The sequence below is a fragment of the Legionella septentrionalis genome, assembly GCF_003989745.1.
Classification (GTDB): Bacteria; Pseudomonadota; Gammaproteobacteria; order Legionellales; family Legionellaceae; genus Legionella_A; species Legionella_A septentrionalis.
The window spans coordinates 36,096-55,468 of record NZ_RZGS01000015.1; the positions used below are offsets into that span (position 1 = coordinate 36,096).

Here is a 19,373-nt window from a genome sequence, read left to right on the forward strand (position 1 = left end):
GTATAGCAAGCTTCCTAAGCAGCGGCAGCTTTGAGAGCTACTTTCGTAACTATAAAATGGGCGTGTAAACCGGATCCTCTTCTTCATCCTTTACCATCGTCAGCGGCCTTGCAGCGGCAATAAAGCTAAAGGGCAGCAATTGGGGAGTAGGCTTATGATCTCGTTTAAGCACTCTCTTTAATTCTTCATTGTATTCTTTAAGCAATAATTCATGGCTGCCGTTTAATGCTTCATAACGAGAATTGTTTTCTTGCAATTGTTTTTTGGCAACCTCCAATTCCTGCTTAAGTAAATTATATTCCTCCGCTTTTTTAATGGATTCCTGCGTGCTCTCCTCTACAAACTTTTTTAATTGGGTAATAAAAATTTCCTGATGCTCTTTATTCTCCAAGCTTGATTCCGTTAAATTGGCTGCAATTTTAAAAAAAGAATGATTAATTTCCTTCAAATTTCCAATTTGCTTTGCAGCCTCGACTTTTAAACTCTCCAATCTCTCGTTTGTCTGCTCATATTTTACTTTTAATTGTGCGAATTCATTTTTAATTCCAAGTAACTCTTTTGTTTCCTGCGATAATAACTGCACTTGTTGGGAAAGCTCATCGATCGAACGCTGTAATTTTTCATTTTCTCCCTTGAAATGCTGGATTTCCTCGGCTAATTGGATTCTAATTTGTTGCAATTGTTCAATAATAATGCTTAAAGTTTCAACTAACCCCAGTACTCCTTGTTTAAGACTCTCCTTGGACATCTCGCTGCTTTCATAATGTTCATCCAAAAGATAACTACTCAATCCATAAATACCTGCAGAAATAACAGTAACTGCTATCAGGGGCAATAAATGCCCGACAATACCCAGGATTAACAATGTTCCAAAAAAACCAATTCCTGTTAAAATTTTTTGCCAAAGCGGCACCTCACCCCAGAAGTTTGCCCATCCGTTCAAAATGCTTGAATTATGATAAATAGAATCAATTACTTCATCGAGGTGCTTTTTTATATCTTGAATCCGCCAACGGACTTCTTCCGTGTCGGTCAATGAAACAGGGGCGATAACTTCAATTTCGGGGCGAACTGTTGGTACCATGTTGCTTCCTAGTGTTCAAAGCAAATTGTCAAAATCACCAATGCGTCATGATTTCCTGGCTTGTAGAGCTTCTTGATGAACTTGTTTTATTTGTTGTTGCAACGTATCTAAAACCTGTTTTATTTGTGCTTGTGTTTTGGTGTTTACTTGCTGAATCTGCTCTTCCAGTTTTTTTTGCATCTGGCTTAATTGTTTTTGTAGCTGGTCATTCAATGCTTTAATTTGATTTTGTTGATTTTCCTGGATTTTTTGTAATTGAGCTTGGATTTGACTATTCAACAATTGAATTTGATCAGAAGTATTAGCTGCTGCAGCAAAGGTTACATTCCCCAAACTTGCTAATATGAAGGATGAAAATAATGCTAGTCCCAATTTGGTCATGATAACTCCCTTTAAGTGATAGCTTGTCCCTGTTCCTACGGTAATTATATGTGTTATCTATGCGATAGGAAAGATAATAGGCAGCATGCAATAATGCAAACCCAGCGGCTTATTCTCCTGATGCCAAAATAGTTGCAGTAAAACTGCTGCGTAAATAAAAACCTCTGGGTAAAGTTAACACCTTATTTCCTGTTGCATCAAATCCATAGCAAAGCGAGCGACCATTGGCGGCTTTGGGCCTAACCTGCAAATAGCGCCCAATACCAGCATGAATTTCTTCCAGACGGCCCATGCCAATCATAGCGGTTAATTCCAGCCAATCTTCCGCCAAGATGCGTTCTTGTTCAACAGTTGGCGACCATAAAATTGCGCTGCCGATGCGGCGTTGCGGTAAAGGGATATCCCGTTCCCCTTCGATGGGCAGCCACAAAACTTTCTTCAATTTGGAGTAGCATTGTGAAGTAAGCCATTTTTCTTTACCCACAGTCAGCAAGGAAATGGACGTGACGAAAGTGGATTCAGCGGGCTTGCCAAGATGGTTAACGGGCAATGTTTTTAATTCAATTCCTAATGTGTGGAAATCAGGGATGGCTTTACTGCCAGCCGTAGCTCCCAAAAAAATTTCAACGGCCTGCCCCAACCAACCTTTTGCCCTGGATGCATGTATGGGAATATTTAAGCTTAATTCGCAAGCCAATTGCCCGAAACTTAAACCTGCCAGCAATTGGCAACGCTGTAACAATTCTTCTTCATTCATCAATTGTTTTTTTAATGTCACTGTCAGCCTTCTTCAATTCCACACTAAAAGGAGGTATAGGGGGTTTAATACCTGCGGCTTTAAACTGCTCCATAATTGCAAACAAGACTTTGGAGCGAATTTCAAACCGCGTATGCAGCTGTACATTGATGAAATAACGCACTTCAAATTCAATTAATGCATCATCAATTTGTTTTAGAAAAACTTGCGGGGCCGGATCATCCAAAATTTCTGGAATGACAGCAAGTACATCCAGAATTAAATGCTGCACTATCGTGGGATCATCACTGCGGCTGACTTTAATGGGTACTACTGTTCTTACTATGCTGTCCTGATGCGTCCAATTGGTGAATGGCTTATTAAAAGTTTCAGCATTGGGAATTAATACTTCCATATTATCCCAGGAAGATACACGCATGGAGCGAATACCGATGTGAGCCACGCGCCCTTCATATTCCCCTAAAGTAATTAAATCTCCTTCCCGTACCGGGCGCTCGATTAACAACATCAACCCGCCAATAATGTTGCTGGCAAAATCCCGCAGTCCAAATCCCATACCAACTGCCAATCCTCCCAAGATCATGGACATGCCACTAAAATCAAGCCCCAAAACGCGTAAGGTGATGAAACCACCAATTAAGATCACAGCATATTGTGTAAATACGGAAAGACTATTGCGTATGCCTGCATCTTTCGCATTGCTGTATAACCAGCGATAACTGAACTCACGCGTCCATTTTGCAGCCCAAATCACTACGCAGAGTAAAATTAAAAATTCAATGATGCTAACAAAGGTAATATGCACGCCGGAGAGGTTAACTAAGGGATAACGCCCCAATTCCTTTAAACTCATGACCACCCAGGAATCTTTGTGCCACCCGAATAAGTTAAAAAGAATAGCTGTACCACCTAAAAGTAAAAGTACCTGTAAAATTTTGTCTACAGGCTTTAATATCACCTCAATCCACAACCAACCATTTTTTAAATTAAAAATCATCCATTCCGACAATAATTCTAACGCATCGAATATCAAACCGCGTGCTAAAACATAACCGCTAATGACCAGTAAAACATAAATTTGATATTGGCTCATGGTCCAGGCCAAATTGATATAACCGAGTAATCCGATTACGGCAATGGTTAACAAGGTCAAGGGCAAAAGCATGACTAAAACGCCAAGCGCATTGCGTATATAACGTTTTCTGGTTTTAAGAAATGGTCTTAACAAGTGAGGGAAAACATCTTTGCTTCGCCAAATTACGACAGACATGGCGACCAAAAACAGCATGAATAAACGATTAAAAATATCTTGCAACAAAGAAGATAGCGGTAGCTGCGTACTAAATACCATTAAGGCAGTCGACCACTCTCCCATTAGAAATATCCATTTCAGGCGATGATATAAACGAACATCCTTTCCGGATGCGTCACTTATCCTTTCCAGTAAAGTCAGGCGAGCAATCAGGATTAAATTTCGAAATGTAAGCCATACCAAAAATAAGTTCACTAACAATTGATAATTGGCATGCGGAACCTGGTTTTTAACAAATGTTAAAATTAATGCAGCCAGAATTGCCAGATGCGGTATATTTCGCTGCAACAATACTAATAAACCATCGTATAAATGGGCCGTTAAGCGGGAGCGTTTCTTATTTTGAGTGACTTTTTTTAACAAATGGTTTAAGCCGATGGCTATACAGAAAATAGAGCAAAGCTCCAGGAGAAAAATACTTTTTGGCCAAGTATCTTGCCAACGATAATTATCTTTGACTTTGAGCACCAGCACTTTCCCATAATTATAAAAACGGCTGGGCATATCCAACAATTGTTTAAAGATGGCAGGCCAGCTGCCAAGGTTATATTCTGCCAAACTTTGTCGCAAAGAAATTTGCTGTTTTAAATATTGCTGTTTTTTTTCCAAATCTTGATATAACGTTTTTTGCTGCAGCGTTATTTCCAGCAAACGCGTATGGACTGTTTTTTGTAAATTTAAAAATTGTTGTTTTAACCCATGATCCGCTAATAAAACCTGTTCATTTTTAAGCAAATCCGTCATTTTACGCAGAGAATGTTCCATCGTTGATAATTCATCGATGGCCATCTGGTAGGAATCGATAACAAATTGGATGGTTTTCGTATCGCGGTTTCTTAACAATAAATAATCGGCTTTTATCAGCTTTTTGCGAATTTTAAGTTCAGTAATCCTATGCTGGATAAGAATTATAATTTGGTTATTCAACAATAAGCGGGCTTCATGAGAAATATTGGCATTAAACGTGAGGTCGTGTTTTTTTTCCTGTAATTCTATATTTTTTTGATACAAGTCATCGCGTGTTTTATTAAGAATCAAAATTCTCTGGTTTAATTGTTCCAACCGCTCGCGCTCATCAAATTTAGCCTGCCATATTTCCAGATCATGTTTTTGCGCCTGGAGTGTTTTTTCGTAACTGCGTGACAATTCAATATTGCTTAGGATTAATTCGATTATTTTTTGATTCACCTCATTCAGCGTATTAATTTTACTGATGCGCTCCTGTGCCAACATTTCCTCTGATTTATGCAAAGGAGATTGCTGAACTTTTTTTAAACGTTGCGCCAGCTGTTCTTTTTGAATGGTCTGATTAGCCAAAAATCCTTGTAAATACTCCAATTTGGCCCGCGTTAAGGCAAGCATCGCTTCGTTTTCTTTTTTAATTTGATTTAACTGGGCTTGGCTTTGAGGGGGAGTTAATTGTCTGGCTTCATTAATGGTAATAGTAAGGTTATTTTTCTCCTGCAAGAGATATTCTAACAATTTACTGGAACCTTCATTTTTTATTGAAGTTTCGGCATATCCTGTTACAACAAATAAACTAAGGAAAATACTAAACCAGGCAAGCAAGCAGCTGCGACGCCAATGCATCGAGCTGTTGCCGGTGATGGATTTATCGTGCTTGTAAATTGGGAGCAAGACGGATTCCTAATTCATTAAGCTGCGTTTGCCCTACTGCTGCAGGTGCATTGGTCAGTAGGCAAGAAGCCGATTGTGTCTTTGGAAATGCAATAACGTCACGAATGGAGGTTGAATCAGTTAAAAGCATGGCCAATCGATCAATTCCCAAAGCAATGCCTCCATGCGGAGGACAGCCGAATTGTAATGCATCCAGCAAAAAGCCAAATTTTTCTTTAGCTTCTTCCAAGCCGATTCCAAGCAAATCAAAAACCGCTTGTTGCAACTCCGGTTGATGGATACGAATCGAGCCCCCACCAATCTCGTAACCGTTGATGACGATGTCATATGCTTTTGCCAGCATGCCTAATGGATTTTCTTGCAAACGCTCAACAGACAAATGACATGGCGAAGTAAACGGATGATGCATGGCCTGTAATTTATGCGTTTGGGTATCCAGCTCAAACATGGGCCAATCGACGACCCACAAGAGTTGCCAACCTGGTTGAATCAAATTACGATCCTGACCTAATTTGCTACGCAAAGCTCCCATGGCATCGTTTACAACTTTTTCCTTATCCGCACCGAAGAAAATGACATCCCCGGTTTGTGCCTGCACGCGATCTAAAATGGCGTGTACAGTTGAATCGGACAGGAATTTCAGAATAGGCGATTGTAACCCTGCAATCCCCTGACTTTTATCATTGATCTTGATATAAGCCAAACCCTTGGCTCCGTAATTGCCTACGAATAACCCATAATCATCCAATTCCTTACGGCTTAGCTCACAACCATTAGGTAATTTTAAAGCCGCAACCCGCCCTTCGGGATCAGCCGCAGCACCAGCAAACACCTTAAATTCCGATTCCAGAACCAAATCCGCAATGTCCACGAGTTCCAGCGGATTACGTAAATCAGGCTTGTCGCTACCAAAGCGGCGCATGGCTTCCGCATAACTCATACGCGGCAAAGTGTCTGGCAATTGCACACCCAGCAAGGTGGAAAATACATTTTTCAATAAGCCTTCGATGAGCTTTAGTACGTTTTCTGCATCAATAAACGACATTTCAATATCAAGCTGGGTGAATTCTGGCTGTCGATCTGCTCTTAAGTCCTCATCACGGAAACAGCGCACAATTTGATAATATTTTTCAAATCCGGACATCATTAACAATTGTTTAAACAATTGCGGTGATTGCGGCAAGGCATAAAATTGCCCAGGATGCACCCGTGAAGGCACCAGATAATCACGCGCGCCCTCTGGAGTCGCCTTGGTGAGCATTGGCGTTTCAATATCGAGAAATTCTTGTGCATTTAAATATTCGCGTATGCACCGGATTAAGTTATGACGCATAATCAGATTTTGCTGCATTTCAGGACGCCGTAAATCCAAATAACGATATCGATAACGTAAATCCTCATTGACGTTCTGATGTTCATCCGGCAAGAAAGGCGGGGTTTGTGCCTGATTTAAAATATCGAGCTGCATACCAACGATTTCAATGCGGCCTGTGGGCATTTTTTCATTCACCATCCCGCTGGGGCGTGGCCGCACTTGCCCTGAAATTCGCACTACGTATTCATGGCGCAATTTCTCGGCAATCGCAAACACATCTGCCCTTTCTGGTTCATAAACAGCTTGTACAAGGCCGGAACGATCACGGATATCAAGAAAAATAACCCCGCCATGATCGCGGCGATTATGAACCCAGCCGCAAATCGTAACCTGATTACCTATCATTGTTTCATTAATGGCGGCGCAATTGTGTGATCTCATAAGGAAAACTGCCTATTGTGATAATTGTTCTTTTACTGCAAATGCACCCATAGCTACAGGCTGCATAACACCCAGAGAAATTATAAATTTCAATGCTTCATCGATGCTCATAGTGAGTTCAATGACTTCGGTTTTGGGAACCATCATTAAAAAGCCCGATGTAGGGTTAGGTGTGGTGGGGATAAAAATGGAAACCATTTCTGCACCTGTATGGACCTCAAAATTGGAAACTCCAGTTTGGAAGGCTAAACTCCACATGCCTTTGCGCGGATACTCAACCAAAAGCACCTTTCGAAACGATTGCCCGTTAGCACCGAAGATAGCATGAATCACTTGTTTGGCAGCATTGTAAATGGAGCGTACCAAAGGGATACGCTCCAGGACAGATTCACTCCACCATACTAATCTTTGCCCTAAAAAATTTGTGGCCACAATCCCGGTAACCATTAACAAAATTAGGGAAAGCAAGACACCCAAACCCGGCAAATGAAAGCCAAACAACTGCTCAGGTTGATATGCCTTAGGTAAAAGAGCCATGGTTTGATCGAGTAAATCTACAATAAAACGCAAAATCACAAAGGTGACCAAAATAGGCAACCAAACAACGAGACCCGCTAGCAAGTAACTGCGAATTGATTTGCTTTTCAATCAGTTTCACCCTTTTTTGTGCTGGAGGAATCGCTGCTGGATTTACTTCCGGCATCCGATTTTTCAGAAGATGCTGCTGTGCTTTTAGCCGTACCTTTATTTTTAAAATCAGTGACGTACCATCCGGTGCCTTTTAATTGAAAACCGGCGGGCGATACTAACCTTAGCAACTTATCCTCAAAGCACTGAGGACACTTTTTTGCAGGCTCATCTGTAATTTTTTGCATTAAATCAAATTTATGATGACAACCCGCGCATTGATATTCATAAATTGGCATCAATAAATCTCCCTAGACATTACAACTTGTACGAAAATTTCCATTTTGATTATTAACTATATTTTAGCAAAATGGTTAAAGTAAAAACACTAAACTGAGCTGAAATTATAAACGAACAAGCCGGTGATAAACAAGTAACAATCCATGATGCTGCAAGACTTGAGTATGAAAATTATCCCCTAGTCAAGACTGTTTTTTTTATTTTTATTTAGCTAACATGTACACTGCCTTTAGAAAAATCACTTTTCTTCCTGTGGATATCTTTTTTTAATCTCAGCTGAAATCATCACGACTTTCTTGCTGCAAAACCCTATCTTCCAGTAAATACAAAGCCCCTGGCTTTACTATGGATTTTTTTATTCATAAAAGTTATCCCCAAAAACTGTGTATAACTCTGTGCATAGACGCTTAAATACCTTGAAAATGAGTATCTTTTTTTGCTGCACAAGAATTTATCTAAATTCTCGTTACCGGAATTTGCTTCTTGCCTATTTTTAACTAATTATCCCGCCTCATGGGCAAGGCAGTGGCTGCATCGCAAGCTCGAACAATGCCTTGCGTATACACTGTAATTATTCCTTGCTACCAATAGGTGTATAATGGCAGGTAAACGCGAATGGTCGTGGCTCGTTTTGCCTTGTCAGGTGGATATAATATCCATCAGCCTGTAATCGTGTATTCAAATCCAAGCACTGTTCCATCTCGTACAAGTAATCGCGATGCGGGGATTGCCAGGCGGCGATTTGCTGCACTGCTTTCCGTTTTGCCTCGCTTTCATCAGCCGCCACGACAAAAACATTTTGATGCAATTCAGTAAATTGTTTTGCATCGTATCCGCCCAAGTTAACGAAATATAATTTGTTTACATCATCTTCCGGCTTATTTTTTGCGATTTGAATTTGATACCCGTCTGCATAATTTAAAACCCCCCACGCATCTAAATGCAAACTGGCAGGAATACCCCACCAGCTTTTGCGCAAAAAGTCATAGGTATCTTCAATGCAATTCGCTACCACAAAACGCATGTCGTGGAGCTCGATTAGTGAATTGGCATGTGTGCCGCCAATATAAATTACAAATAGGTTCATTGTTAATATAAGTTTTACGACTCCCGCCGATTCTTCCATAAAAAAGGGTTGGCAGGAAGTTAAATCCAGAATAAGTTAACCCAAATATATAAAAGGGTCATGCCAATAACGGGAACAATTACAAAGCCCAGAAAGAGATGGATTTGCACCCGGTTTTCTTTAGAAGCTCTGTAAAACTTTTTAAATTTTTTAAAAATCGACAAAGGCGCATCCTCTTGGTTTGTCTTTTGCAATCGATTTGTACAGTTTATTGAAATTCCTGATACCGACCGTTTTAGATACGATATACCTTCCCATTTTAAAAATCCACAAAGGACATTTTGTGGATAACTTTTTGCCTAGCTCGCTATCTTTTCTTTTCCCCTACTCACTATATGAAAAATCATTATATTATAAGAACTTAATGTTTTTTCATTTAAGTCTTACCATCTACTTATCCACAAAATCTGTTTATAACTCTGTGAGTAGAATGCTAAGAATATGAAAATATAGTCTTTTTTATAATGCATAATATTCTCCCACCCCAACATCTACTTAATAAATGGCTGGCAAAAGTTGTTCCGCCTTCTATGCTTATAAAAAGCAAACTTTGGTCATCATAAAGCCTTAATGCGGGGATAAATGGAGAATATAGGCATTGTCATTAACAGCCAATCAAAAAATGCAGCCTCACTTTCTGGCTATCTAACTGCATTCACCGAACGTAACATCAGCTATACAATATACAAACCATCTCCTGACGAATTGAATGATTCCATTAAAAAAGCACGCAATCGTCATTCCATATTACTCGTGGGAGGGGGGGATGGCACTATTCGTGCAGCAGCACAAGAATGCATATGCTCGCCGGTAATTTTAGGCGTGTTGCCGCTCGGTACGATGAATCATTTTGCAAAAGAATTAAATTTACCTCAAACCCCAGATGAAATAATCAAGGCGATAGAAAATAAAAAAACCGTGCAAATTGATACGGCAGAAGTTAATGGTTCGGTTTTTGTAAATAATTCTTCTATTGGATTTTATCCAAGTTTTGCAAAAAAATTGGATTATTATAAAAAATTTTATAATAAATGGTTATGCTACATCCCCAGCCTGTGGCATGCTCTAAAAAAACACAAAGCGTTTTCTTTAACCTTGCAAAACCGGAAATTAAGCCGATCAATCGATACGTCTTTTTTAATGATAAGTAACAATTTGTATACCTATGAATTCCCGTTTTCTGTCAAAAGAATAAATTTTAGCAACGCTCAACTCGGTATTTATTATTACAAATATGGCAAGATGCAATTGTTGCAATTCATTCATTATTTTTTTAATAAAAAAGAAAGTTTCGAAATACTGTCCTCCAAGCTGCCGATGGAAATTCATATCCATAACCACTCTCAAATTACCTTGTCTCTGGATGGAGAAACCATGGTGAAAAATACGCCTTTGTTATACAAGTCAATCCCGAATTCTTTGACTTTAATTACCAACAACCCATGAAAATACTGCACATTTCAGATTTGCATTTCGGGATGCATAAACCAGACATCCTTGATTTTTTTCTCAAAGATGTAGATGACATAAAACCGGATATAATTTTAGTTTCCGGCGATTGCACACAACGGGCGCTAAAAGAACAATATCAGGAGCTCCTCGCTTTCTTAAGAAATATAAAAACTGAAATCTTGATCGTTCCAGGAAATCATGATGTCCCGCTTTATGATGTATTCGAGCGCTTTTTTTCGCCTTTCAAACCCTTTAACACTCATGTTTCATGCCAGTATGGAACAGAATTTAAAAACGATAAAATAAGAATACTCGGGGTAAACAGCGTAAATCCATATCGGGTGAAGAATGGTAAAATTTCCCAGAAGACGCTACAAAAAATTAAATATTATTTTAAGCAACCGTTTTCTGGATTAAGCATCTTGTTTTTCCATCATAATTTTGATCATTTGTATGACTTGCACAAGCCGCTTAAAAATTACCAGCAGTTAGTAAACTATCTGCCAGAAAGTCACATTGATCTGATCTGTACCGGCCACTTGCATTATGCAAATTTAAGCCTCATAAAAAAAAACAATAATCGCTCCGCCCTGATTTTACATGCAGGCTCCCTTTCATGCGCACGTAAAAAAGACGCACATAACAGTTATTTCTTGATAGAAACCACAAAAAACGGTTGTCGTATTGAGTTGCGTATTTTTGATGAGAGGGGTTTTTTAACACTTCAAGAGTATGATATTGATTTTTCTAAATATTTCTCCCAGTTAAATCATTTACTTTTACCGCCTGTACCACATTCCTGATAAATAGAAAGTTGGTTAACTGAATCCTTTTTTCAATACATACACCATCTGCCTGCTGCCTAGGCTCCAAATTCTTTTTTCACGGGCTCGACGATTTTTTCCCCTGTTGTGGTGGGCCTTGAGGCTGAGAAGAAGCGGCTGTAGAGGAGGATACCTGGGACGATGCCAAGGACGAGTCCGACGAAGACTAGGAGGCCTTTGAAGATATCTTTGCGGATGCTGCTGTGCGGTTTGACCAGTTTTTCCTGATGAGTTGCTGTAGTATAAAATTGCTCTATCTGTAAACAACAACTTGTGTAAAGCCTATGCAAAATCTAGCCTAATTGCATAGCAGCTGTCAGTGCCTTATAAAGAGAATTTGGTTATACTGCCATGAGGCTCGACTGTTGCAAGATGCGGGGCATGAAGCTTATCAAGCAGCGTTCCTATATTTGCCGCGCGCTCTGCCATGGTTTCATCCAGACAATTGGCAATCCATCCTGCACAGGAAATATGTTGTGCTTCTAAAACTGCTGCAGTTAACAATGCATGGTTTAAACACCCAAGCCGCATGCCCACGACCAAAATGACGGGGATTTTACTGATGCGTAAAAAATCAAGCCAGGTTTCGCTGCTGTTTAATGGGACCATTAACCCTCCCGCCCCTTCTATCAGCAAGTAATCCAAATCATTAACATTTTTTTCCAAACAATAGGCAGCGATTTCTTGCGCAGATAATTTTTTCCCATCATGCAATGCCGCCAAATGCGGTGATAAGGGTAAACTTAAAGGCCAAGGACAAATAGTTTCTGTATCACCATTAAACTGCTGCAGGGAATCAATGTCTTCATTTACCAGACAACCGTTTTTTTCCGTATAGCCGCTCGCCACAGGTTTAATGGCCCGTGCGCGTTTACCGCCCTGTTTTAAATGATGCAACAATTGACAGGTTACGTATGTCTTGCCGCATTCCGTGTCTGTGCCGGTGATAAAAAATCGCTTTAACATATGAATTCTTCCAACGCGCTTATAAAAAGCTTCGGGTGAGACAAGAAAGGAGCATGCGCTGCTTTGGGAAATAAAATATAGGAAAATTGGGGGTAGCGTTCCTGCATGTGATCCATGGTTTTATATGAAGTAATTGCATCAAGACGTCCAAATAAATAGCCAACCGGCATCTTTAATTGCTGGAGCTCGGCGCGCAAATCGCAGTGAATTAATAACTCCAATCCTGCCCGTAAAGCTTTTGCTGCAGGCAGTTTTCCAATCTGCACGGATGGGCAATGTTGCCCTTGCAGCTGTAACCGGATGAATTGTTTAAGAACTACTTGCGGTGCATTGAGCAAATTCTCGTAAAAAGTTGCAAAAACTTCACGGGTAATACCGGGCCATCCAGCTTCTTTTACAAACCTGGGTGAACTTGCAATATTGAGCAGATGGGTAACACGCTCCGGTTTCTCAACAGCCAAACGTGTAGCATACAAGCCGCCCATGGACCATCCGGCTATGGCAAAAGAAGAAGGCAGTTTTGCCAGCAAATTGGCTTTAAATGCCGGCCACTCCATGTCTGCGCTGCCTCCAAATCCAGGTAAATCAATTAAAAATAATTGATATTGCCTCTCCAGCATGGGTATTAAAGAATGCCATATTGAATTGTCAAAACCCCAGCCGTGAAACAAAACAAGCGGGTATCCTTTACCGTGGATGGACAAACTAAGACTCATGATCGATGTAAACACTCCAATAAAAAATCAATATGTTCAGGCTCATGGGCATAATTAAGAATAACACGCAAGCCGGTTTGTTGTTTACATACTGTGGGTTCACGCATCGGCAAGCAAACGATACCCTGCTGGCGCAGCATCTCAGCACACTGTAGAGCCTGATGTGGACATCCCAGACGCAACTGCTGGATAGGCGAATAAGAAATTTGCCAATTTAACGGGGAATGCCTTATGGTTTCCCGGAAATAGGCAATCAACCCACTTAACTTTTGCCGACGTGCATCCGCTTTCCGCACAATATCCACAGTTTCCAGCAATCCATAGGCAAATGCGGGGCTCATGCCAGTAGAATAAATGTATGGGCGGGCGTATTGCAGCAGAGCTTCTATCCATAATTTTTGTCCTGCCACAACAGCACCTGCTGCTGCACAAGCTTTCCCGAATGGAATCACCCGCAATGGAACCTGGCCTTGCGACAAATGCTGCTCATGCACGCCGCCTAACCCCTCTTTTCCCAGAATTCCAAACCCGTGTGCTTCATCCACTAACAGCACAGGCGCGCTATTTTGTAGTTCCCGGGCCATCGCGGCAAGCGGTGTAATTTGCCCGCTCATGCTGAAAATGCTTTCGGTAATAACCACCGCACTTTCCGACAATGCACTGGTTTTTGCACGCAAATCACTTAAATTATTATGTAAGTAACGTTGATATGGAGCGCCAGCCAACTGTAAACCATCATAAATGGATGCATGCACACTCTTGTCAATCACAATGGGTATCTTTAGGTTGGCTAATAAAAAAGCCGTGCTTAAATTTGCTGCATAGCCCGAAGCGAATAACAGGCAATCATCAACCTCCAATGCCGAGGCAAGCGTTTGCTCAAGCTCCTTGTGGATAGCATGATAACCGCACACGACCATGGAACCAGCACTCCCTGTGGGATAATGCCTGGCTCCTTTTTCATAAGCTTTCTTTATTTTCGGATGCGAACGCAAAGACAAATAGTCATTACTGCTGAAATTTAGTAACGATTCGTCAGAAACTTGCCGCCTGCGCAGCAACCCTTGCCCTTTAAGGGCATTCGTCACTTGCTGTAATTTATCGAGCAACATGGTTTTAACTGCAGTTAGGGCAGCACTGTTGTTCCAAGTGCCGCTTCCAAGCCAAGTTTTGCAAATAATGCGCTATCGCGCTCAAGCTCAGGATTTCCTTCCGTTAAAAGTTTATCGCCGATAAAAACAGAGCTCGCACCAGCAAAAAAACATAAGGCTTGCAAGGTATCACTCATTTCTGAGCGACCTGCCGTTAACCGAATCACGCTTTTAGGCATTAAGATTCGAGCCGTGGCAATGGTGCGGATCAATTCAAAGTCATCAACGCGTGGTTCGCATCCTAATGGAGTACCTGCAACCGGAATTAAACTATTTATAGGCAAACTCTCTGGATGTGCCTCAAGGTTCGCCAATGTAAATAAAAACTCAATTCTATCGGCACGAGTTTCACCCAAGCCCAAAATGCCGCCGCAGCAAACTTTAATTCCGGCGTTGCGGACATGCTGCAGCGTTTGCAAACGCTCGTTAAAATGGCGGGTAGTCACCACTTTATCGTAATAACTGGGCGATGTATCAATATTATGATTGTAATAATCCAAACCCGCTTCCTTTAACGTTTGTGCCTGTTCGGGTGTTAACATGCCAACGCACATGCAGGTTTCCAAGCCTAATTCCTTAATGGCCCGAATCATAGCCGTTAATTCAGGCATGGCCTTGGCAGGTGGCGAACGCCAAGCACCCCCCATACAAAAACGGGTGGCACCTTTTTCCTTGGACTTAAGCGCGCTTTGCACGACTTGCTCTAATGGCATAAGTTTTTCTTTTTCAACGTGAGTCTGGTAATGCCCACTTTGTGAACAATAACCACAATCCTCCGGGCAAGCGCCTGTTTTAACGCTCAAAATTTTTGCCAATTGCATTTTATTAACCGCATGATGTTGGCGATGAACCGTATGCGCAGCAAATAGCAAATCATGAAAAGATTGTGCATATATTCCAGCGACTTCTTCAACACTCCAAACTTTATTTGCTTCGGACATAAACTTATCCTGTGTTTTTATTTGCCCGATATGATAAATTGGCGGCACTTAATGTCAACCTAAAACTTTAAAAATGGTTAACACAACACAAAAGTTAATTGAACGCGATTTAAACCACATTTGGCATCCATGTACGCAAATGAAAGATTTTGAACATTACCCACCGTTCGTCGTGTATGAGGCGAAAGGCTGTTATTTACACACAGACAAAGGTCCGGTCATCGATGCAATTTCAAGCTGGTGGTGTAAATCTTTAGGGCATGGATATCCATCCGTATTGCAAGCCATTCAAGAGCAATTAAACCGCTTTGAGCATGTCATTGGCGCTAATACCACGCATGGGCAAATTGTGGAATTAGCGGAGGAACTCACTGCAATAAGCAATAAGCAACACGTTTTCTTTGCCAGCGATGGCTCTTCTGCGGTTGAAATTGCCATGAAATTGGCTATTCATGCTGCTGCACTGAAAGGGTACACGAAACGCAACCGATTTGCGGCATTAAAAAATGGCTACCACGGGGAAACCTTGGCGACCCTTTGCATTAGTGATTTGGGGATTTACAAGGAACCATTCAAAAATATGCAACTTCCTTGTCATTTCATCCAGTCGATTCCTTATGTGCCCAACGCCGAGGATCCCTTGTGGCAGGATTGTGGCGAAGCTTGGGAAAAAACCTTGCAAGAACTGGAGCCTATGAAAGATTCATTATGTGCCATTGTTGTGGAACCGATTGTGCAGGGAGCGGGTGGAATGCATTGTTACAGTGCTGATTTTTTAAGACGTCTGGCTTCATTTGCAAAAGAACATGATATTTTTTTAATTGCTGATGAAATCATGACTGGTCTTGGGCGAACTGGGGAATGGTTGGCGAGTGATCATGCAAATATTGAACCGGATTTGATTTGCCTCTCTAAAGGATTGACCTCTGGGGCTCTGCCGCTTAGCTGCGTATTAATCGATCATGCAATTTACGAATTATTTTATGCCGATTATTCAACAGGAAAATCCTTTCTACACTCCCATACCTACAGTGGGAATGCATTGGCAGTCAGTGCGGCACTGGCTACCATAAAAGCCATGAAGGATCTTAATATCCCAGAAAAGGCCCGCGCAATTGGTGCGCTGATGACAGAAGAATTTAATAAAATAGCTCAACAAACCGGAAAATTAGCTAACGTACGCTCCCTGGGAGGATGGGTAGCAGGTGATCTGCTCGCACACCAGAAACCACGCATGGGTTTTCAACTCGCTCAGGAAGCTTGTCGCCGCGGAGCCTTATTAAGGCCATTGGGAAATACCGTATACTGGCTACCGCCGCTTAATGCCGATGTGGCCACGATTCGTAAATTGGCTGAGATCACACTAAACTCAATAGAAGCTGTATATAAAAATCGCGACCCTGGATATCCATGAAAATCAGGAATAAAAAAGAAATAAGAACTTACTTATTTTTAAATTTAATCTGGGGCTCGCTAACGGTTTTACTTCTCTTGTTTATTTTTTATTTCTCCTGGCAAAAAGAACAATTGCAAACCCAAGATATTCTCTACCGCAGCGCAGACGATGTCGCAGATCAGTTGGATCATTTTATCAGTGAGATGGTGCAAATAGCAGTAACTCTGCCCCCTTATCCAGATGCTTCCGCATGTCCCTCAGGCTTATTAAGCCAATTGCAAACGATTGTCGCAGGCAATCCCAGAATCAGCGGATTGATTGTGGAAAATAAAAAAAAACGATGGGCATGCAGTACGTTTAAGCCTCCCCAAGCTCTCCCCATGGCCAAAGCACAAACATCCATTTTATCAGGCCCTATGAGTTTGCCTAAAAAAAAGAAATCTTTTTTTATTTTGCATCAACCTTTAGGTGACTACTTGATCCATATTTATTTTCCACAAGATTTAATTAAAAATAATTTAAAAATATCATCACCTTTCGTTCAAGAAATTGCTTTGTATGATGGAATCCGGCATAAAATTATATTTAAACTGCTGCAGCAAAACGGCAATTGGGAGTGGAGCCATACAGCGGAAAAAGAGAAAGAAACAGAATTTTCTTTAGCAAATTATCCCATACAAATTTATTTGAACAACTTGGAAAAATACCGAATTTTATTAACAACTAATCCCGGCAGCGTCCGGCATTTCACCTGGCATCATGAAATCATCCTGGCACTACTGCTTCTTACCCTTACTGCCTTGATTTGGTATTCCCTTTACAATTTAAAGCAACAACGATTTTCCCTGCACCGGGCATTGCAAAATGCGTTAAAAAGCAATCAATTCTTTCCAGTTTATCAACCTATTTTCAACAACGAATTTTCTATTTGTGCAGGAGCAGAAGTTTTATTACGGTGGTCGAGCACTGACTCAGAAATTATTATGCCGGACTATTTTATTGAAGATGCTGAGCAATCCGGTTTGATCGTGCCCATTACCTTGCAACTTATCGAGAAAGCTTTTCAGGATTGCCAAATTGTTCTCATGGGCAACCCCCAGTTTTATTTAAGTTTCAATGTGTCCGCCGTGCATTTCCGCGATAAATATTTTTTTGCATCTTTTCTTAATTTATGTGAAAAATACCATGTGCCGTCCCGGCAAGTGATGCTGGAAGTAACCGAGCGTAGTTTATTGAACCGGCATGATCTTGCATTAACCAGGCAAATGCTGGATTTACGCCAAAGGGGTTTCTCCCTGGCTGTAGATGATTTTGGTACAGGATATGCTAGCATCTCTTACTTACGGCATCTTCCCTTTAATTACTTGAAAATTGATCAATTGTTTGTAAGAGCAATTGGCACTGGCGCTATCACGGAAACACTCAGCCAATCTATTTTACAGATGGCAAAAAATTTAAATCTGCAAATTATTGCGGAAGGAGTAGAATCTTTGACTCAATTCGAATTCCTAAAAGCACAAGGCGTTGCCTTGATGCAAGGATGGTACTTTGCCAAGGCGATGTCTTGTGAACAATTCATAGCATTTATAAAAGGAGTTCGTTATGCATAACCAGCTGTTGTCTCTTGTTATTACCTTGATTGCGGTTCCAGCATGGGGCGCTACCATCCTTGTGCCGGAAGCGGAAGGCAACTTATGGCAATGTAGTGCTTTCGATCGTGAGGACAAACAATGGGTGGCGAAAGCCCCTTATGAACAAATGGCTTTAAATAAAGCTTTTGAAGCTTGTAAAAAACACAGCCGCGAACCGAGAACTTGTAAAACAGCAAAAGAATATTGTGAGGCAAATATAAAAGGTTTGAACAGCCGCCCCATGTGGCAATGTACGGCTGTGGACAGAATGGCAAAAGCCTGGCTTGGAGACTTTTTTCCGCGAGGCATTGACGCGGCAATGGGAGCAAAAACATTTTGTATACAACACAGTGCAGTCCCTGACACGTGTTACGTGAATTTGGTCACATGTAAAAATACAAACGTTAAATAGCATCATTTAAGGGAAAAAATTGTACTGCATCGGTCTTAGCGGCGGCATCGCCAGCGGCAAATCAACGGTGGCGCGTTATTTTTCAGAACTGGGGGTTCAAGTAATCAGCGCCGATGAAATAGCCAGACAAATTACTGCCCCCAACCAAGCAGCTTACCACAAAATCGTGCAGCATTTCGGCAAGCATATCCTGGATGCCTCTGGCGCATTAAACCGTCGTCAATTGCGCCAGATTATTTTTAATCAAGAATCTCAGCGGCAATGGTTAGAAAATCTTTTGCACCCACTGGTTCGGCAGCAAATTGAAAAAGACGTTGCCTCTTGCCGAAGCGCTTATTGCATCATTGAAATTCCATTATTAATCAACAGAGAAGCTTACCCTTATCTTGATCGAATTTTATTAGTCGAAACAGACAGAAGAGTGCAAATTGCAAGAATTACACAGCGCGACTTGTGCACTCAGGAAGAAGCCCTGGCCATACTGGCGGCGCAAAGCACGCCTGCTCAATATCGAAGCCTTGCTGATGACCTACTCGTTAACCATGGCTCGCTGGAGGAGCTAAAACAGCAAATAACAAAGCTGCACAAAGACTATGTACAGTATGCCATGAAAAAAAGCTCGCTGATATAATTTTAAAAATGGTTATGAATAATATCATGTTTATAAAAGCAGCAAGCACAAAATGTCTTTACGTTACTATAGCGGGATGGTAATCCCTTTCTAAACGCCTGCATGAACTTAATAGTTATCCCCTCATCATTTCGAAATTTGCGGGGGATAACTAGGCAACGTCCCTAAAGTTTTTTAGACAAGATTTCATCTTAAATTGAGCACAAATTTTTCTATTTCACTTCGATCTACCCCCTCTCCCGCGATAGGAGCTTTGATAGTATGATGATGCC

18 protein-coding genes are annotated in these 19,373 nt (G+C 41.1%); 6 read left to right on the plus strand and 12 right to left on the minus strand.

The window, feature by feature from the left end; translation table 11 throughout:
- Positions 1-49: 49 nt before the first annotated feature.
- From ELY11_RS06695 to ELY11_RS06730, 8 genes are all read right to left on the minus strand, one after another.
- Positions 50-1,084, minus strand: a complete 1,035-nt coding sequence (locus ELY11_RS06695) for a hypothetical protein (protein WP_127032743.1) — start codon at positions 1,082-1,084, stop codon at positions 50-52.
- Positions 1,085-1,129: 45 nt separating this feature from the next.
- Positions 1,130-1,465, minus strand: a complete 336-nt coding sequence (locus ELY11_RS06700; protein ID WP_126953926.1) for a hypothetical protein — start codon at positions 1,463-1,465, stop codon at positions 1,130-1,132.
- Between the two features lie 109 nt (positions 1,466-1,574).
- Positions 1,575-2,249 (minus strand): DNA mismatch repair endonuclease MutH, encoded by a 675-nt coding sequence (gene mutH, locus ELY11_RS06705; RefSeq protein ID WP_407656434.1) that lies wholly within the window; start codon positions 2,247-2,249, stop codon positions 1,575-1,577.
- A complete protein-coding gene (locus ELY11_RS06710; protein ID WP_233579718.1) occupies positions 2,215-5,172 on the minus strand; it encodes a mechanosensitive ion channel domain-containing protein in 2,958 nt (985 codons plus the stop codon). Before ELY11_RS06710 ends, mutH begins: the two co-directional genes overlap by 35 nt.
- Positions 5,147-6,928 carry an aspartate--tRNA ligase gene (gene aspS, locus ELY11_RS06715; protein ID WP_126953927.1) on the minus strand — a complete coding sequence of 594 codons (1,782 nt, stop codon included), beginning with the start codon at positions 6,926-6,928 and terminating at the stop codon, positions 5,147-5,149. Before aspS ends, ELY11_RS06710 begins: the two co-directional genes overlap by 26 nt.
- 12 nt (positions 6,929-6,940) lie before the next feature.
- Complete coding sequence (locus tag ELY11_RS06720) at positions 6,941-7,576, minus strand: DUF502 domain-containing protein (protein WP_126953928.1); 636 nt, start codon at positions 7,574-7,576, stop codon at positions 6,941-6,943.
- The gene (locus ELY11_RS06725) at positions 7,573-7,854 is read right to left on the minus strand and encodes an FmdB family zinc ribbon protein (protein WP_127032744.1); all 282 of its coding nucleotides are present in this window, start codon (positions 7,852-7,854) and stop codon (positions 7,573-7,575) included. The genes ELY11_RS06720 and ELY11_RS06725 overlap by 4 nt, the downstream gene beginning before the upstream one ends.
- A 572-nt stretch (positions 7,855-8,426) precedes the next feature.
- On the minus strand, positions 8,427-8,942 hold the full coding sequence (locus ELY11_RS06730; RefSeq protein ID WP_126953930.1) for a DUF1543 domain-containing protein: 516 nt from the start codon (positions 8,940-8,942) through the stop codon (positions 8,427-8,429).
- Between the two features lie 621 nt (positions 8,943-9,563).
- Between ELY11_RS06730 and ELY11_RS06735 the strand changes: the two genes are divergently transcribed.
- Both ELY11_RS06735 and ELY11_RS06740 read left to right on the plus strand, forming a co-directional pair.
- Positions 9,564-10,427, plus strand: coding sequence for a diacylglycerol/lipid kinase family protein (locus ELY11_RS06735; protein WP_126953931.1), 864 nt, complete (start codon positions 9,564-9,566; stop codon positions 10,425-10,427).
- A gap of 32 nt (positions 10,428-10,459) precedes the next feature.
- A complete protein-coding gene (locus tag ELY11_RS06740) occupies positions 10,460-11,236 on the plus strand; it encodes a metallophosphoesterase family protein (protein ID WP_158615177.1) in 777 nt (258 codons plus the stop codon).
- A gap of 345 nt (positions 11,237-11,581) precedes the next feature.
- Here the strand turns inward: ELY11_RS06740 and bioD are convergent, their stop codons facing one another.
- From bioD to bioB, 4 genes are read right to left on the minus strand one after another with little or no spacing between them, the layout of a single operon-like run.
- Positions 11,582-12,223 (minus strand): dethiobiotin synthase, encoded by a 642-nt coding sequence (gene bioD / locus ELY11_RS06745; protein WP_126953934.1) that lies wholly within the window; start codon positions 12,221-12,223, stop codon positions 11,582-11,584.
- A complete protein-coding gene (locus ELY11_RS06750) occupies positions 12,217-12,939 on the minus strand; it encodes an alpha/beta fold hydrolase (protein WP_126953935.1) in 723 nt (240 codons plus the stop codon). The genes bioD and ELY11_RS06750 overlap by 7 nt, the downstream gene beginning before the upstream one ends.
- Complete coding sequence (locus ELY11_RS06755; RefSeq protein ID WP_127032746.1) at positions 12,936-14,051, minus strand: aminotransferase class I/II-fold pyridoxal phosphate-dependent enzyme; 1,116 nt, start codon at positions 14,049-14,051, stop codon at positions 12,936-12,938. Before ELY11_RS06755 ends, ELY11_RS06750 begins: the two co-directional genes overlap by 4 nt.
- 14 nt (positions 14,052-14,065) lie before the next feature.
- Positions 14,066-15,031 carry a biotin synthase BioB gene (bioB, locus tag ELY11_RS06760; protein ID WP_126953937.1) on the minus strand — a complete coding sequence of 322 codons (966 nt, stop codon included), beginning with the start codon at positions 15,029-15,031 and terminating at the stop codon, positions 14,066-14,068.
- 73 nt (positions 15,032-15,104) lie between these two features.
- Here bioB and bioA point away from each other — a divergent pair, with 73 nt between their 5' ends.
- Genes bioA through coaE form a run of 4 tightly spaced genes read left to right on the plus strand, consistent with a single transcriptional unit; the run spans position 15,105 to position 19,101 of the window.
- A complete protein-coding gene (gene bioA, locus ELY11_RS06765) occupies positions 15,105-16,445 on the plus strand; it encodes an adenosylmethionine--8-amino-7-oxononanoate transaminase (RefSeq protein WP_126953938.1) in 1,341 nt (446 codons plus the stop codon).
- Positions 16,442-18,037, plus strand: a complete 1,596-nt coding sequence (locus ELY11_RS06770; protein ID WP_127032747.1) for an EAL domain-containing protein — start codon at positions 16,442-16,444, stop codon at positions 18,035-18,037. Before bioA ends, ELY11_RS06770 begins: the two co-directional genes overlap by 4 nt.
- Positions 18,030-18,470, plus strand: coding sequence for a hypothetical protein (locus ELY11_RS06775; RefSeq protein WP_127032748.1), 441 nt, complete (start codon positions 18,030-18,032; stop codon positions 18,468-18,470). The genes ELY11_RS06770 and ELY11_RS06775 overlap by 8 nt, the downstream gene beginning before the upstream one ends.
- 19 nt (positions 18,471-18,489) lie before the next feature.
- Positions 18,490-19,101, plus strand: coding sequence for a dephospho-CoA kinase (gene coaE, locus ELY11_RS06780; protein ID WP_127032749.1), 612 nt, complete (start codon positions 18,490-18,492; stop codon positions 19,099-19,101).
- Positions 19,102-19,373 lie beyond the last annotated feature (272 nt).

Excerpts from the sequence above, each read along its gene's own strand:
- bioA (WP_126953938.1), top strand. The coding sequence starts at position 15,105 with ATGGTTAACACAACACAAAAGTTAATTGAACGCGATTTAAACCACATT.
- ELY11_RS06700 (WP_126953926.1), bottom strand. The coding sequence starts at position 1,465 with ATGACCAAATTGGGACTAGCATTATTTTCATCCTTCATATTAGCAAGT.
- aspS (WP_126953927.1), bottom strand. The coding sequence starts at position 6,928 with ATGAGATCACACAATTGCGCCGCCATTAATGAAACAATGATAGGTAAT.
- ELY11_RS06735 (WP_126953931.1), top strand. The coding sequence starts at position 9,564 with ATGGAGAATATAGGCATTGTCATTAACAGCCAATCAAAAAATGCAGCC.
- ELY11_RS06740 (WP_158615177.1), top strand. The coding sequence starts at position 10,460 with ATGCATAAACCAGACATCCTTGATTTTTTTCTCAAAGATGTAGATGAC.
- bioB (WP_126953937.1), bottom strand. The coding sequence starts at position 15,031 with ATGTCCGAAGCAAATAAAGTTTGGAGTGTTGAAGAAGTCGCTGGAATA.
- ELY11_RS06725 (WP_127032744.1), bottom strand. The coding sequence starts at position 7,854 with ATGCCAATTTATGAATATCAATGCGCGGGTTGTCATCATAAATTTGAT.
- ELY11_RS06770 (WP_127032747.1), top strand. The coding sequence starts at position 16,442 with ATGAAAATCAGGAATAAAAAAGAAATAAGAACTTACTTATTTTTAAAT.
- ELY11_RS06730 (WP_126953930.1), bottom strand. The coding sequence starts at position 8,942 with ATGAACCTATTTGTAATTTATATTGGCGGCACACATGCCAATTCACTA.
- ELY11_RS06695 (WP_127032743.1), bottom strand. The coding sequence starts at position 1,084 with ATGGTACCAACAGTTCGCCCCGAAATTGAAGTTATCGCCCCTGTTTCA.
- ELY11_RS06755 (WP_127032746.1), bottom strand. The coding sequence starts at position 14,051 with ATGTTGCTCGATAAATTACAGCAAGTGACGAATGCCCTTAAAGGGCAA.
- ELY11_RS06750 (WP_126953935.1), bottom strand. The coding sequence starts at position 12,939 with ATGAGTCTTAGTTTGTCCATCCACGGTAAAGGATACCCGCTTGTTTTG.
- ELY11_RS06775 (WP_127032748.1), top strand. The coding sequence starts at position 18,030 with ATGCATAACCAGCTGTTGTCTCTTGTTATTACCTTGATTGCGGTTCCA.
- bioD (WP_126953934.1), bottom strand. The coding sequence starts at position 12,223 with ATGTTAAAGCGATTTTTTATCACCGGCACAGACACGGAATGCGGCAAG.